Origin of the sequence: Microcoleus sp. BM001215392, assembly GCF_036700185.1 — a bacterium.
In the GTDB taxonomy this organism is placed as follows: domain Bacteria; phylum Cyanobacteriota; class Cyanobacteriia; order Cyanobacteriales; family Microcoleaceae; genus Microcoleus.
Genome location: NZ_JAUBOJ010000196.1, coordinates 1 through 13,439, shown reverse-complemented (window position 1 = coordinate 13,439; position 13,439 = coordinate 1). Strand labels below are relative to the sequence as shown.

Sequence of the window (13,439 nt, the reverse complement as noted above, 5' to 3'; positions counted from 1 at the left end):
TAAGTTGATTTAACGGCTTTAACTATTGATTTAGCATAGTAAGTAAGGAAGAACCTCAAATTGAATAATCAAGAAGCGACCTTGATGGCAAAACACGCAGGATTTCGGCGCGTGGTATTTAACATGGGTTTGAGCCTGCGAGTCCAAATGTACGGTGCAGGTGAGTTTTCCGACTCAAAGGTCATCAACGAAGTCAAGAAAGTTCTCACTAACTACGTCAAGAAACAACCTGAATGTGCTTGGATGAATCAGTTGTCTTCTCGTGTTTACCAAAACGCTTTGATTGACTTGAGTCATGCGTTTGCGAGATATCGTTTGGGGAAAGCCGGTCATCCAAAATTTGTCAGCCGCCGTGACGGTCAATCATTCACGGTTGATTCGTCAAACGGCAAAGTTTTGTTAAGTGTCGGCAGGACTATTAAAATTCCCACACTTGGAACGTTCCGATTGCACGAGCCACTCTCATGCAGTTTGGTTTCTCAGACTTTCACGCTCTCAAAAGAAGGAAATCGCTGGTTCGTCTCTTTCTGTGTTGATGCCCAACGTTTACCGATGCGACAAAGAGAAAGTTCTGTAGGAATTGACATAGGTGTCAAATCCTTCGCCACCCTGTCAAACAATCAAGTGTTTGATGCGCTCCTACCCCTAAAACAAGCGAAAACCAAGCTGGCACGGTTACAGCGCCAAGCATCAAGGCAGGTGAAAGGTTCTAACAACCAACGCAAAACCTACGACAAAATCCGCAAAATTCACGCGCGGATAGCCTGCATTCGTAAAGACTTCCTTCACAAGTTGACGACTTACTTAGCCCAGACTTTCTGGCGAATTAAGATTGAAGACTTGAATGTCAGCGGAATGCTGGCAAATCACAAGCTGTCTGGGGCAATATCCGACTTAGGTTTTTACGAATTCAGGCGACAGTTAGAGTATAAATGCAAAATGTATGGAGCGAGCTTAGTCCTGGTAGATCGATGGTTTCCCAGTTCTAAGATTTGTGCCAATTGCGGGCAGAAAAAAGATATGCCACTAAGCATTCGGACTTACGATTGTCCTGCTTGTGGCTTGTCGCTCGACCGCGATTTGAATGCTAGTTTAAATATTTTGAATTGGGAACCCTCGGCAGCCAGGGGGATAGCTTGCTTACCTTGGGATGGCCGACCACTCAATAGCGCAGGAAGTGAACTCGAAATTGTAGCTAAAGATGGCTTTAGTTAAGTTTGGGTAAGTTTTACGAAGCAGTCCGTGAAGATTTTCTACATAAACTATCGCGCAAGATAGTAGACGAAAACTTTCGTCATAGTGGTAGAAAATCTGGCAGTGAGAAACATGGTTAAAAACCATTGCCTAGCTAAAGCGATATCTGATGCTGGCTGGGGAATGTTTTGTACCATGCTCAAGTACAAAGCTGAAATGGTAGGCAAAGTGTATTTAGAAATAGGTCGATTTTTTGCATCTACTCATCTTTGCTCTGACACTTTGAAACCACTGCCTCATATGTCTCTGTCGGTACGTGAATTTGATTGTGTCCATTGCGGCAATCGACACGACAGAGACATCAACGCGGCGATAAATATCAAAAATGAAGGCTTGCGCTTGTTGACGTTGGGAACCAGCGTTATTGCTCAGCCAAGGCTATGTAAGACCAAAACAGTATGGCCTCCCGTGTCTACTACTGTGGTGGCGGTGGATGTGGTCGGGAGAAGCCCCCGTCATAGCGGTACTCCGCTTGACGGTGGGTAGTTCACACACTCCCAGCCGATCGCCCGATTCATTTCTTCCCCATACCGAAGTCCTGAGTCTCTGCGGTTATTCCTCGTCCCAAGCTTCTACAGCTATCAACTCACTTACGGGGTCTTGCATAGAAAAATCAAACTCTAGGAGTTGCTGTTTCCAGTAAGGCCATTCGTCGCCGTAAAGCAGAGCTATTTTCCAAATGCTGTCTGTCGGCTTGATAATGTCAGACGTGACGAGAGAATGCACCTGACGCTGGAACTTAACCATCGGCTGTATAACCTGCTGGCTCATAATACCTCTTGAATTGTTTAAATCTTGTGTAATTACCACTTCCCAGCTCTTACTTTTTACCGCAGTTTCGCCAAGAACAGTCTCGCCAAGATACGTGTAGATTTTTGTCGGGAAGCTACATATTCAACTTGTATCTTAACACAGTTCGTTTTGACAAGGGCCTATAAGTAGGACTGAAGAGTCAAGACCGACTTCAAAGAATTAATCATCTTTAAAATGTCACACGATATGCTGTGGAGCGATCGATCGGCGGTGGGAGATTTCCTACCTCGATTTTTTCCACACAGTGGCAGATAACATCGCGGTCAAAAACTGATTTTTTGACAAGGCTGGTTTGGGTGAAACTGCAACTACTATTCGATCGCTGGCGAAAGCTTCATTTCTGCTTTCGGGAGTCTAAACCGCACTTTTTTCAGCTTTTAGGCTGGGTTCGCTGTTTGAGTGTTGTCTGAGCTACACCAACTAATTATAGCTCTATTAACCGCAAAGGTGGTAAAAATTTGTTGGATACTGTTGGTCGCAACCTCCGCGACTGTCGATGCTCGAACATTCTCTGCTCCCCCTTCTGGGGTACAGCAGATTAGTGGCCAACGGATCATCCATAATCATTCAGTCTCATCTCAAATCTCAAATTTAAAATTGTATGACTTGGAAAAGGCGACACATTCTCACTCTGGCTGATTTTACTTCCGACGAATACGACACGGTGCTGCAAACCGCAGCGAGTTTTCGGGAGGTACTCGGTCGCCGCACCAAGAAAGTACCTGCGTTGCAGGGTCAAGTGGTGGCGAATTTGTTTTTTGAACCTTCTACCCGGACTCGCAACAGTTTTGAGTTGGCGGCGAAGCGGCTGTCGGCGGATACCCTAAATTTTACACCCGGAAGTTCTTCTCTGACCAAGGGGGAGACGATTCTCGATACGGCTAAGACTTATCTGGCGATGGGAACAGATTTGATGGTGATCCGCCACGAACAAGCCGGAGTTCCCAGCACCATTGCTTCGTCCCTCGACCGCTTGGGTTCGAGAGTCAGCGTTCTCAATGCTGGAGACGGCCAGCACGAACACCCGTCCCAAGGTTTGCTAGACTTATTTACTATCTGTTCTCTGTTAGATCCCGAGCGTCCCCGCCTGGAACTTTTAGCGGGCAAAAAAATTGCTGTGGTCGGGGATATCTTGCATTCCCGGGTGGCTCGGTCTAATATTTGGAGTCTGACAGCTTCCGGGGCCGAGGTGCATTTGGCCGGGCCGCCGACTTTGCTGCCGCTGTTGTTTGCTGAGTGCGGCGATGTTAGTCAAGGTAAGTTATTTTTGCACTGGCAGCTTGAACCTGCTTTGGCCGATGCTGATTTTGTGATGACTTTGCGGCTGCAAAAGGAACGGATGAGCCAGCATTTGCTGCCGAGTTTACGAGAGTACCATTCTTTGTATGGGGTGACGCGCGATCGGCTGAAACTCTGCAAGCCGGATGTGAAGGTGTTGCACCCAGGCCCGGTTAACCGCGGCGTAGAAATTAGCTCGGATTTGATGGACGACCCCCAATTTAGCCTGATTTCTCAGCAAGTTACCAGCGGCGTAGCGGTGCGGATGGCCTTACTGTATCTGATCGGCGGCGGTAAAGTTTAGGTTGTTAGCTGTGGGTGATTAATTTCGGATCTTCGATGATTTTCAGCATCAAACGCCTCTTTAAAACAATCGTTACCAAGCTGGGCTTGGTAACGATTAAAACTCTTTCTAGAAATGTAAATTGTTCTAGTTAAGAATTAGTCGAGCCACGCAGTAGACACCCAACCGCCACCTTTGAGTTGCGCCCAGCCGTGTCTGTAGCGACCGCTCAATGCCACATTGTCTCCGTCATACAACTTACCGATGACATGAGAACAGCCATTCGGCCTGTGGCGGATATTCAGTCGGCCGCCGTTGGTGGCAACTTCGCTATAGCTGCTACGGTGGTGACCGCCGCCGCAGCGCTTGTAGTGGCAACTTGCTTGGGCTTCGCCACTGACACTCAGAACTGACAGGGCTACTGCCATACCTGCAACGCCTATCACTGCCGATTTAGGAATTTTCAATTCCAGTTGGAGCTCGGATTCTGGAGATTCATAAGCAACAAAAGAGTGGCTCAATGCTAGTGCTTCCATAGTTTCCTCGTGATTGTTGTTAACATTTTTTGGTGCAGGCTGAGGTCAAAACCTCGATTGACAACCCAAACCATTAACTTATATCTCAGAAAAGCCAGAACCCGGGGTTAGCGTGTTGCTTTTCTCAAGTATTTGCCCATGGGGCTGAATCCTGCACAAGTACATCATGTCATTGAAGTAGCTTTCCGGAACAAAAAAAAAAATAAAGTTTACATCGCTTGGTAAAAATTTGAGCTTCCTGGATAATTAGGATGGAAAAATCAAACTTAACTGTGTCCTGAAACAGGGAATGCAGCAGTTATTTGCGGGTGGAGATTGCAAGGGAGATTGGGGAATGACACTTGTTTTAGTTCAGTTGCTTTTTGATTTGCTACACTCCGATCGGCTATATGCCGATCGCCCGAGCCGGCTGCTGATCTTTAACCGCGTTGTTGATTTGGTTCCGGCGAATTATATTGCACCTTACCGAAGTGGTATATCACTTAGGGGCGATCGGCATATTGCTAAAGATAGAGATTTGTGTATGACTGAGCGAGATATCAGATCGGCGCGTGCCAGTTGATTTGTGTCAAGATCGATCGAGTTCTCCAACACCACTTGTTTCGCAATGAACTCTGTTTCTGCACTCTCGATCGGCACAATTCCTCAACGCCATGAATCAGACAGCTTCGCGATTACACTAGCACCTTTGTCATTAGAGGAAATCTATACTTTGGCAGACGACCCAGCTAACGGAGCTGTGGTATTGATGAGCGGTACAGTCCGCAACCAAACAGACGGTCAAGCTGTAGTTTCCCTAGAATATCAAGCCTACGAACCGATGGCTGTGCGAGTATTCCAGCAAATCGCTACAGAAATCCGCCGCCAGTGGGTCGATGTCAATCGCGTGGCGATTCATCACCGCGTCGGACATTTGCGGGTGGGGGAAATCAGCGTCATCGTGGCTGTGGGCTGTCCTCACCGGGGTTCAGCCTTTGCAGCTTGCCAGTACGCCATAGATACGCTCAAACACAATGTACCGATTTGGAAAAAAGAACATTGGGCAGACGGTTCTAGCAGTTGGGTTAGTATTGGAGCGTGCGAAGTTGTGGGGCATTAAGTCAGCAGTCTGTCGATTTGGGACTTGAGATTTACTCTGCGCTGCCGAGGAATTGAGGAGTTTCAGCGCGAGTTTTGCCCCCTCGCGACTTGTCAAGTTAGCACTTGCCTTCGATCCAGCCTTTCGTGCAGTCGAAGAAAGTCGGTCATTGGGTCTAAAATTTGGTTCTCCACGACTCTAGCCCTGGGGTGATATCGGTTTTTCGGCGGGGTGATTAACTGTATGATTAGAGGAGCCGACGATCGCGGTTTCCAAGTGCGGGAACCGATGGCGAGTCGGCAGCGTCAAAAATTGTGGAATGTTACACGAGCCAATTCCACCCATGAGTGACTTTATTTCCCTGTCCTGGTCTGCGGTTGTGGCGACCGTTCAAAGAGTGCAATTGCCAGCCGAAAAACTATCTAATTATGACTTAGTGTTGCGGTGTCAGGAAGGCAATCGACCTGAGGGTACTGTCTTTGCAGAACTGTTGAAACGCTATCAGTCCCACGTAGACAGGGTTCTCTATCACTTGGCTCCTGACTGGCAAGACCGAGCTGATTTGGCTCAGGAAGTCTGGATTCGAGTTTACCGCAATATTAACCGCTTGCAAGAGCCGGTGAAATTTCGGGGCTGGCTGAGCCGCATTGCCACTAATTTGTTTTACGATGAGTTGCGCAAGCGCAAGCGGGTGCGAACTCCGCTGTCGCTAGACGTACCTCATGCTCTCGAAGACGGGGAGATTGACTGGGAAATTGCGGCCGACAGTCCCGGGCCAGACGAAGATTTGACTACTAGAGAGTTTTACGACCAGTTGCGAGTGGCAATCTCTGATTTGCCAGAAGTATTCCGCACGACAATTGTGCTCAGAGAAATTGAAGGTTTAGCCTATGAGGAAATAGCAGAAATGACCGGAGTTTCTCTGGGAACGGTCAAGTCGAGAATTGCCAGAGCCCGCCAAAGACTACAGTTGCAATTGCAAAAATATCTCGACGGCAATTAGCAACAGTGATTTGAGAGCAGGATCGAGAAGATTTGATGAAGTTTGCTGTGATGTCAAAGCTTCTATTTTACAATATAAATAAGCAGTAAATTATCGTAATAACGAGCGGTGCTTCCCCTAATTTGAGTAAGTGATGTGAAATATGAATTATAACTTTGAGTCGGATAACAATCAGAATCAGCAAGGTCTCGGGGATTCGCTCGCCCAACATCAAACTCACCACGATTCTCCCCAAGGCAATGTAACTACTATGATGCGCGATCGTTTTGAATTGCTCAGTGCTTACATCGACGGCGAAGTGACGGCCGCAGAACGCCGGCAAGTTGAGGAATGGCTGACAAATGACCCCACTACAAAGCGTTTGTACTCGCGGCTGATGATGATGCAGCAGGGCTTTGCGTCAATGCCGGTGCCGGCTTCGCAACAATCTGCACAGGATTTGGCGGCGAAGGTTTTGCGGCGGGTGGAACGCAAGTCGAAACAAACTTGGGTTTTTGGTGGAGGTGCGATCGCAGCTTTGTTGGTTGCGGTGGTGTCTGGTGTCGCTGGCGGGCGTCACTTCTTTGCTCCTGAGTTTGCTCGATCGCCCGAGACTGCTGAATCTGACCGTTTAATTGTGGCTTTGAACGAGCCTGTGGTGGAGATTGTCAATCCCAATGATTTGATGCTTGGGGTGAATGCGCCTGTGATGGATATTCCCAAAGCTGCTGTCGCAAGCCCTCACAAGTCATTCCCTAAAGTGCAATAGAAATCTCTGTTTTTTGCCGCAAGTTCTTAAGCTCCCGAAATAACGGGGGCTTTTTGCTATGTTCGCCAGTTGGCGAATGGATAGATTCTTTAACAATGTCCCGGCTGAAAATATACTTATTGCACAATCCGCGATTGTTACGGTTTGTCCGCAGACAGGAATGCTCTTGGAAGCGCGGTGAGATGAGCTCGTGTCCGCTCGATTAACCGCACGTGCGATCGATTTTTGTGATGGTAATCGACTGGATATGAGATGAAAGCAATCTCCGGATCTATTTTTCATAGTGTTTTACCCAGGCTGTCTTAATTCAATAGTATTGGTTTAGCTCGGCCTAGAAGCTATTGAAACGATCGCAGTCAATCAAAAAAAAGGCTTTTTACAAAGCCGGAGATGCCCCAATCACAAAACAAGGCGCCACGGTTGAGTCGCCTTGTTCTACATCATAAAAAAGGTAATTTGTCAATAGCAAATAGCTACTATTTTTTCCGTTGAACCCGATCTAAGCGCCTGCGATCGCGCCACTCAACGGCTGTCAAATAAGCCACACCGCCAGTCACTGTCACCAACAGTACAAAGGCTACCAAAACCAGAAAATTAGCAATAGAAAATTCCACAACCCCTCCGACAAAATTTAAATTGAGACGCTCGGCGATCGCACAACCGCAATCAAATGGCTCGGATCGTTCCGAAGGCAAGTCCTCAGAAGAAGCAGAGAATTTGCCATCGGAACGATCGAACCCGATTGCGATTATTGTACTGGACGTGTTCTGTGATTGGGAGAGTCCCAGAGGATAAAAATTCTCGTTCTTCCATCTTCCTTGTTGCTTAGGGCAACTCTTCTAAAATAGTAAACCGGACATGATTAATTGCCAAACTTCCCACGGAAACATCCTCCTTCTTCAAAGGAAGACCCCCACTTGTGAGACTTTGAAACCGCACTCCCTTGCCAATTTCTACATGATACCAAGCCAAGCCCATAAAAAACCGCAAAGGATAAGGGCCTCTGTCTTGAATGTCGTCAGGATTAGATTCCATCGGCACCCAGCCAAAACCGGGAATGTAAAATTCCAGCCAAACGTGATTGAAATCCGGCTCCAGCGGCAAATTTTTTCTGTCTGCAAAAGCCGGACACTTGTACCGCCCGATCGTGCGGCAAGCAATTCCGTTCAGTCTAGCCAAAGCCAACAATACCCCCACGTACTCGCCACAAGAACCGATGTTGCGGCGCAGTACAATATCGGGAGTATCAATGTGAGGTCTAATCCCGTAAGAAAGTTGGTCGTAAACAAAGTTGCGAATGCTCAGTAACTGTCTCAGAATATTAGTTTCTGAGCCAATGGCAGCCACAGCAGCCGATCGCACAATTTCCGTATCCATCGCCAGATTATCATTGTCTACCAAATACTTAGCTGCAAACTCCGCCGACAGTTGCGGAATCTTTTCGACATCCCGAGGTGACAACTGATACTTAATCGAGCGAACTTCCAACAAAGCCTTCCAGCCAAAAATTCGCCGTTCCCCCTTTTGGAGGCGATCGAATTTAAACACCGCCACCCGTTCGCCTTCCTGAATTTCTTCTGTAAAAGGCATTCCGATCGGCGTAATTTTCCTGACTTTTTGTCGGTGAGTTTCCGAAGGTAAAGCAATCCGCCACTCCAAATTTTCGATTTCTACCTCATCCAGAGGAGACAGTTCCTCCACATAAGACATTTCTATCAAAAAACCGTTTGACAGAGCGTAGCGTTCCGTCTCATTGTAGTGAAAATATAAAGGGTGAATGAAAGTAAGATCGCGCTTGGTCAACTGAAAAGGATCTTCCGAATTCGGGTCATCGCGGATATAAAGTTCTTCTCCGGCATAAGCCACGTACAGAACTTCTTCTCCGGTCTCCGAATCCTTGTGAAAAGCCAAACCCGAAGGCCACTCAAAGGGAGTCAAAACGCTATATTTAATTTCCCCTGTTGCCCGTTCCAAACAGTAGACAGTTTGCTCTGTTTTGTCACAAACCCAAAGTTCCTCATCCCGGACTGTGATATTTTCTATTCCTATTCCGGGAGCGTAAAAACGAGTAATTTCTCGACCAGTTTTCAAGTCAAAAACCAGAATATAGCCTAATCTCTGGCAAGTCACGTAAAGCGTAGATTTCCAAACTGCCATCCCATCAGCCGGATAAGAAAGCGAAACAAAATGTTCCGGTTTTAGTTCAGCGAGTTCTCCGTCTCTAATTGCCCCCGGACAGCAACAAATATCTTCATCCCGCGAAAACCAGAGAGTATCTTCGGAAATAGCCAGCCCGGTTGCGCCTGCAAACTTAGCCGTTTGATGAGGATTTAAAACAGTAGTGTTGTCGGTTTTGGGATCGATCTCCAATAGCAGCCCTTCGGTGCGATCGACAGCGAACAACCTATTTCCCAAAAAAGCAATGCCGTGCAGTGCGTAGACTCCGATCGGTCTGACCATCTGCTGCCTCGAAGGCTGTTTGTCTGAGAGAACTGGTGAATCGAGATTCATGCTAAATTTATTGCCAGTATTGTACAGAAAACCTGATGTTGTAACTTGTAGCCGATCGCTTGAAGTTCCCAGCAAAATTGCTGAGGTTCCCGCTCTCCAAGACTGACGCATCAACCGGGTTTTTTTGACGAAAATAATTCGTTGTAGGCTCTGGTGAGACTTAAAAAAACCGGAATATTAGTCTTTGTCAAAGTTTGGTTTGATAAGCTCAACCCAAACTGGTGCCGTGAATGCAAGTAAGTATAACTACTAAGCTACCACTGATAAACGCTACACAGAATTCCATATTGGTCAGAGCAGCTAAAGTAATCGTATCTGCCTGAAGATAGAAATTAAGTACAACAGATTACTATATCTGTCAAAACCTTGGGTAGAATAAAAACGTGCGATCGAGTTCCTACGTTCATCACAAGGCAGGTTCGTCATGGCTTGGAAGTCTGCTCTAAACATCGGTACCATTTGCTTAATAGAGGCAGTTGTCGTAGGTGGTTTGTTAATACCAGCAGAAGCTCTCAACAGCCCCAAAAACAGCGTCCACCGCCCCCATCCACCGCAGGCAGCCCTCAACAGGCAAGCTGTTCACCCCCCCGGACTCAGCGGAAGCAGACCTAGCAGCGAACAATCAGGAGCTGCATGGAATAACTTTCAACCCCCAGAGCAGGGAGTACCCGGAAGGCGGGAAGGGGGAGGCACCCGCGGCTTAGAATGCCCCTCTGCCACAACGGCATTGATTCCCCAATCAACTATGGGGCAAACGATATCAGCAAAACCGACATTTTTCTACTACCTTCCCGCCGCCATCGACAAAACAGTTCAGTTTGAGTTAGCAGACGAAAGGGACAAAACACTATACAAAAAAAGTTTTCGGATGGTAACTAGCCGTGCAGGTGTCGTTAGCGTCAGCCTCGGTTCCGACGGCAACTCGCCAGCCCTGGAAGTTGGAAAAAACTATCAATGGTACTTTACTATCAAATGCAGCGCTAAAAACTATAGAGATGAAGTTCTCGTTTCTGGGTGGATCAACCGCACCGCACTCGCCCCAACCGTGAAAACAGAGTTGGATCGATCGCCCGACCGTCGCGTTATGCTCAGCATCTTTGCGCAACAAGGTCTGTGGTACGAGTACCTGGCAACTCTAGCTCAATTGCGCGTGGAGTCTCCCAGCGATACGAGTTTGGCGAGCAAGTGGTCAGAAATGTTGAGTTCAGTCGAACTGGGAAAAATCTCCCAAGCACCATTAGTCCCCAGCGAGTTAACACCCATAACCCAAAAATAATTGGACTCCAGCAGCAAGTATCTAAAATTGGCGTTGCGAGCAGGTATTTGGCACCGCAGCAGAGGATTTTTGAGGATTTTTGTGGCGTTGCAGGTTTTTGGGTGGCTCTGGCTCGATCGATTAAAATTTTTGTCTTAACTAGCAGGGAGAGCTGGCTTGGTTCCCAAAAGCCGGACTCCCGAAATTTTTGTGGTCAAATTGCGCCCAATACTAAATGGTAAACTGGCATAGTCAAGCAGCAAACCAACTTAATTTTACACAAATTATTAATTATGCGCCCGAGTGCAAATATTGCAATATTTAGGCTGGGGATTTCACTTCTAACTGCAATCGGGTTCGCCTGTTTTTATGCCACTCAAGCTAGATCCCAAACAAACGATATTTCTGAGTTGGCCGCCGCTGACGGTGAACCAACTGGGGCGAACCCAGTATTAGCACTGCAAAAACTAGAGAACAAGCAGGATGAAAAAAGTGTAACAAACTTAAATCAACTCCCCGATTTTACCGAAAACAACCCGATCGCGAATCAACCCAATTTGTGCTTGACAATTAATCAAACCGATTGCGGTGAGAATCTCTCTGCTGCCCAAAACCATCAGGTTGACAGCGAACCACAATGTCACAACCAGCTACAGTGCAGTATTTTAGCCCAAAACTCACCCTCGCCCCCCCGAAACGAGCCGCCCTCACGGACTCAACCAGATCCCAATCGCGATCGACTGCCCCCCAACCTGCCGCCGCCCCCGACTCAACCCGATCCAAATCGCGATCGATTTCTGCAACCTGCCCCCCAGCCTTCGACAGAACCTCCCCAAGCGGCGCCAAATATACCGCCCCAACCCGCCTCGCCAGTTCCCGAGACGCTGCCGAATGCAGTAGTTGAGGTGCAGAAAATTCAAGTATTTGGCAGCACAATCTTAAGCCCTGACGAAATTAATGCCTTAGTCAAGCCGTTTGAGGGTCGTTCTGCCACCCTAGAACAGCTCAAACAAATTGCCGACAAAATTACCGAAATTTACCTCAATCGCGGTTACATCACTACCAGAGCCGTCTTACCGCCCCAAACTATCACCGCAGGGGTAGTCCAAATTCAAGTGATCGAAGGCAAGCTGGGCGACATTCAGGTAGAAGGAACAAAAAGATTGCATCCAAGTTACATCCGCAGCCGGATTCGACTTGGTGCCGGAATGCCTTTAAGCACAGCTTCGTTAGAAGACCAACTCCGGCTGCTGCGAGTCGATCCTTTATTTGACAATGTAGAAGCCAGCCTGCGGGCTGGAGATCGTGAAGGCGAGAGCATTCTGATTGTCAGAGTCACGGAAGCTAATCCGTTTCAATCTAGTTTCAGCATTGACAATTACTCGCCTCCGAGTGTCGGTTCTGAAAGATTGGGAGTTAGTTTGCGCCACCGGAATGTCACAGGAAATGGCGACGAACTTGCGGGTGCTTATTATCGATCGCTCGGCGATTCAGATGTCTTCGATTTCAGCTATCGCATCCCGCTAAATGCGATGAACGGCACTTTGCAATTGAGGGCGGGCCCGAACCGCAACAGTATCGTACAAGCACCTTTTAACACTTTTGACATTTCCGGGAAATCGCATTTATTTGAAGTTAGTTACCGCCAGCCGCTGCGGAGAACGCCGATCGAAGAATTTGCCTTATCTGCCGGTCTTACTTATCAAACGAGCAGAACTTTTGTCGGCGGCATACCGACTCCATTCGGCTCGGGCCCTGACTCCAATGGTGTCACGACTACGACTGCGATTAAGCTGGGACAGGACTACATTCGGCGCGATCCCCAAGGTGCTTGGGCCGTGCGATCGCAATTCACGATCGGCACTAGCTTGTTTGATGCTACTCAAAACGAAGGTTCTGTCCCTGACGGAATGTTTTTGAGTTGGCTGGGTCAAGTGCAGCGAGTACAGCGATTGAATGAAAAACATTTATTAATTTTGCAGTCAGACTTGCAGTTGTCAGCTAATAGCTTGTTACCTTCGCAGCAATTTGTAATTGGCGGCGGACAATCTTTGCGCGGCTACCGCCAAAATGTCCGTTCTGGCGATAACGGCTTCCGAGTTTCTATCGAGGATCGGATTACTTTGCAGCGCGATGCGGCGGGAAATCCCAGACTTCAATTAGCTCCTTTTTTTGATACGGGTACGGTGTGGAACGTTGCCAACAATCCCAATAAATTAACTAATCAAACATTTTTAGCAGGTTTGGGTTTGGGCGTCATTTGGGAACCTATACAGCGGGTGAATCTGCGTCTAGATTACGCTTTTGGGTTGATAAAAATTAGCGATAAAGGCGACAACCTGCAAGATAACGGCATTTACTTCAACCTAATTTATACCCCTTAACGAGAGTCGGGGATGGGGAGAGCATCTGATTGGAAAAAGCATTTTTTTACAGTGCGAGCTTAAGAACTCGCGATCGCATCGAATACGCGAGCTCTTAAGCTCCCACTATAAAAGCCATTTGACATCTTTGAGTTTTTGGGTTGGGTGACCAGAAATATAGACAGAAACCAGTTTCTGAGATTTACAGCGAGTGTCGAGAAACCGGGTTTCTACGAATTTGTGGGTTGGGCGACCAGAAATATATAGCCTTTCTCAGAAAGATGAGGTACGCATGGGCATGGGGCATAGGGCATGGG

At 47.6% G+C, this 13,439-nt stretch carries 12 protein-coding genes and 1 pseudogene; 9 read left to right on the top strand and 4 right to left on the bottom strand.

Features of this window, described 5'->3' with window-relative positions; genetic code table 11:
* Nucleotides 1-60: 60 nt before the first annotated feature.
* Both QT974_RS20005 and QT974_RS20000 read left to right on the top strand, forming a co-directional pair.
* Nucleotides 61-1,215 carry an RNA-guided endonuclease InsQ/TnpB family protein gene (locus QT974_RS20005; protein ID WP_333470174.1) on the top strand — a complete coding sequence of 385 codons (1,155 nt, stop codon included), beginning with the start codon at nucleotides 61-63 and terminating at the stop codon, nucleotides 1,213-1,215.
* Between the two features lie 26 nt (nucleotides 1,216-1,241).
* A pseudogene (locus tag QT974_RS20000) lies at nucleotides 1,242-1,740 on the top strand (RNA-guided endonuclease InsQ/TnpB family protein); the annotation flags it as partial.
* Nucleotides 1,741-1,806: 66 nt separating this feature from the next.
* On the opposite strand, the gene QT974_RS19995 reads toward QT974_RS20000, so the two are convergent.
* Nucleotides 1,807-2,025 (bottom strand): DUF4327 family protein, encoded by a 219-nt coding sequence (locus QT974_RS19995; protein ID WP_006631282.1) that lies wholly within the window; start codon nucleotides 2,023-2,025, stop codon nucleotides 1,807-1,809.
* Between the two features lie 643 nt (nucleotides 2,026-2,668).
* Between QT974_RS19995 and QT974_RS19990 the strand changes: the two genes are divergently transcribed.
* Nucleotides 2,669-3,649, top strand: coding sequence for an aspartate carbamoyltransferase catalytic subunit (locus QT974_RS19990; protein ID WP_333470173.1), 981 nt, complete (start codon nucleotides 2,669-2,671; stop codon nucleotides 3,647-3,649).
* A gap of 137 nt (nucleotides 3,650-3,786) precedes the next feature.
* Here the strand turns inward: QT974_RS19990 and QT974_RS19985 are convergent, their stop codons facing one another.
* Complete coding sequence (locus QT974_RS19985; protein WP_333470172.1) at nucleotides 3,787-4,164, bottom strand: SH3 domain-containing protein; 378 nt, start codon at nucleotides 4,162-4,164, stop codon at nucleotides 3,787-3,789.
* Nucleotides 4,165-4,498: 334 nt separating this feature from the next.
* Here QT974_RS19985 and QT974_RS19980 point away from each other — a divergent pair, with 334 nt between their 5' ends.
* From QT974_RS19980 to QT974_RS19965, 4 genes are all read left to right on the top strand, one after another.
* Complete coding sequence (locus QT974_RS19980) at nucleotides 4,499-4,726, top strand: hypothetical protein (protein ID WP_333470171.1); 228 nt, start codon at nucleotides 4,499-4,501, stop codon at nucleotides 4,724-4,726.
* A 45-nt stretch (nucleotides 4,727-4,771) separates the two neighbouring features.
* On the top strand, nucleotides 4,772-5,263 hold the full coding sequence (locus QT974_RS19975; RefSeq protein ID WP_333470170.1) for a molybdenum cofactor biosynthesis protein MoaE: 492 nt from the start codon (nucleotides 4,772-4,774) through the stop codon (nucleotides 5,261-5,263).
* A 322-nt stretch (nucleotides 5,264-5,585) separates the two neighbouring features.
* Nucleotides 5,586-6,245: a sigma-70 family RNA polymerase sigma factor gene (locus QT974_RS19970; protein WP_333470169.1), complete on the top strand. Its 660-nt coding sequence runs from the start codon at nucleotides 5,586-5,588 to the stop codon at nucleotides 6,243-6,245.
* A gap of 142 nt (nucleotides 6,246-6,387) precedes the next feature.
* Nucleotides 6,388-6,993 (top strand): anti-sigma factor family protein, encoded by a 606-nt coding sequence (locus QT974_RS19965; RefSeq protein ID WP_333470168.1) that lies wholly within the window; start codon nucleotides 6,388-6,390, stop codon nucleotides 6,991-6,993.
* Nucleotides 6,994-7,469: 476 nt separating this feature from the next.
* Here the strand turns inward: QT974_RS19965 and QT974_RS19960 are convergent, their stop codons facing one another.
* Nucleotides 7,470-7,688 (bottom strand): hypothetical protein, encoded by a 219-nt coding sequence (locus QT974_RS19960; RefSeq protein ID WP_333470167.1) that lies wholly within the window; start codon nucleotides 7,686-7,688, stop codon nucleotides 7,470-7,472.
* A gap of 130 nt (nucleotides 7,689-7,818) precedes the next feature.
* Complete coding sequence (locus tag QT974_RS19955) at nucleotides 7,819-9,504, bottom strand: transglutaminase domain-containing protein (protein ID WP_333470175.1); 1,686 nt, start codon at nucleotides 9,502-9,504, stop codon at nucleotides 7,819-7,821.
* A gap of 424 nt (nucleotides 9,505-9,928) precedes the next feature.
* Between QT974_RS19955 and QT974_RS19950 the strand changes: the two genes are divergently transcribed.
* Nucleotides 9,929-10,780, top strand: coding sequence for a DUF928 domain-containing protein (locus QT974_RS19950; protein WP_333470166.1), 852 nt, complete (start codon nucleotides 9,929-9,931; stop codon nucleotides 10,778-10,780).
* Nucleotides 10,781-11,052: 272 nt separating this feature from the next.
* The gene (locus QT974_RS19945) at nucleotides 11,053-13,143 is read left to right on the top strand and encodes a ShlB/FhaC/HecB family hemolysin secretion/activation protein (protein WP_333470165.1); all 2,091 of its coding nucleotides are present in this window, start codon (nucleotides 11,053-11,055) and stop codon (nucleotides 13,141-13,143) included.
* Nucleotides 13,144-13,439 lie beyond the last annotated feature (296 nt).

Coding starts and splice junctions, on each gene's coding strand:
- QT974_RS19995 (WP_006631282.1), bottom strand. CDS start 2,025: ATGAGCCAGCAGGTTATACAGCCGATGGTTAAGTTCCAGCGTCAGGTG.
- QT974_RS19990 (WP_333470173.1), top strand. CDS start 2,669: ATGACTTGGAAAAGGCGACACATTCTCACTCTGGCTGATTTTACTTCC.
- QT974_RS19985 (WP_333470172.1), bottom strand. CDS start 4,164: ATGGAAGCACTAGCATTGAGCCACTCTTTTGTTGCTTATGAATCTCCA.
- QT974_RS19980 (WP_333470171.1), top strand. CDS start 4,499: ATGACACTTGTTTTAGTTCAGTTGCTTTTTGATTTGCTACACTCCGAT.
- QT974_RS19975 (WP_333470170.1), top strand. CDS start 4,772: ATGAACTCTGTTTCTGCACTCTCGATCGGCACAATTCCTCAACGCCAT.
- QT974_RS19970 (WP_333470169.1), top strand. CDS start 5,586: ATGAGTGACTTTATTTCCCTGTCCTGGTCTGCGGTTGTGGCGACCGTT.
- QT974_RS19965 (WP_333470168.1), top strand. CDS start 6,388: ATGAATTATAACTTTGAGTCGGATAACAATCAGAATCAGCAAGGTCTC.
- QT974_RS19955 (WP_333470175.1), bottom strand. CDS start 9,504: ATGAATCTCGATTCACCAGTTCTCTCAGACAAACAGCCTTCGAGGCAG.
- QT974_RS19950 (WP_333470166.1), top strand. CDS start 9,929: ATGGCTTGGAAGTCTGCTCTAAACATCGGTACCATTTGCTTAATAGAG.
- QT974_RS19945 (WP_333470165.1), top strand. CDS start 11,053: ATGCGCCCGAGTGCAAATATTGCAATATTTAGGCTGGGGATTTCACTT.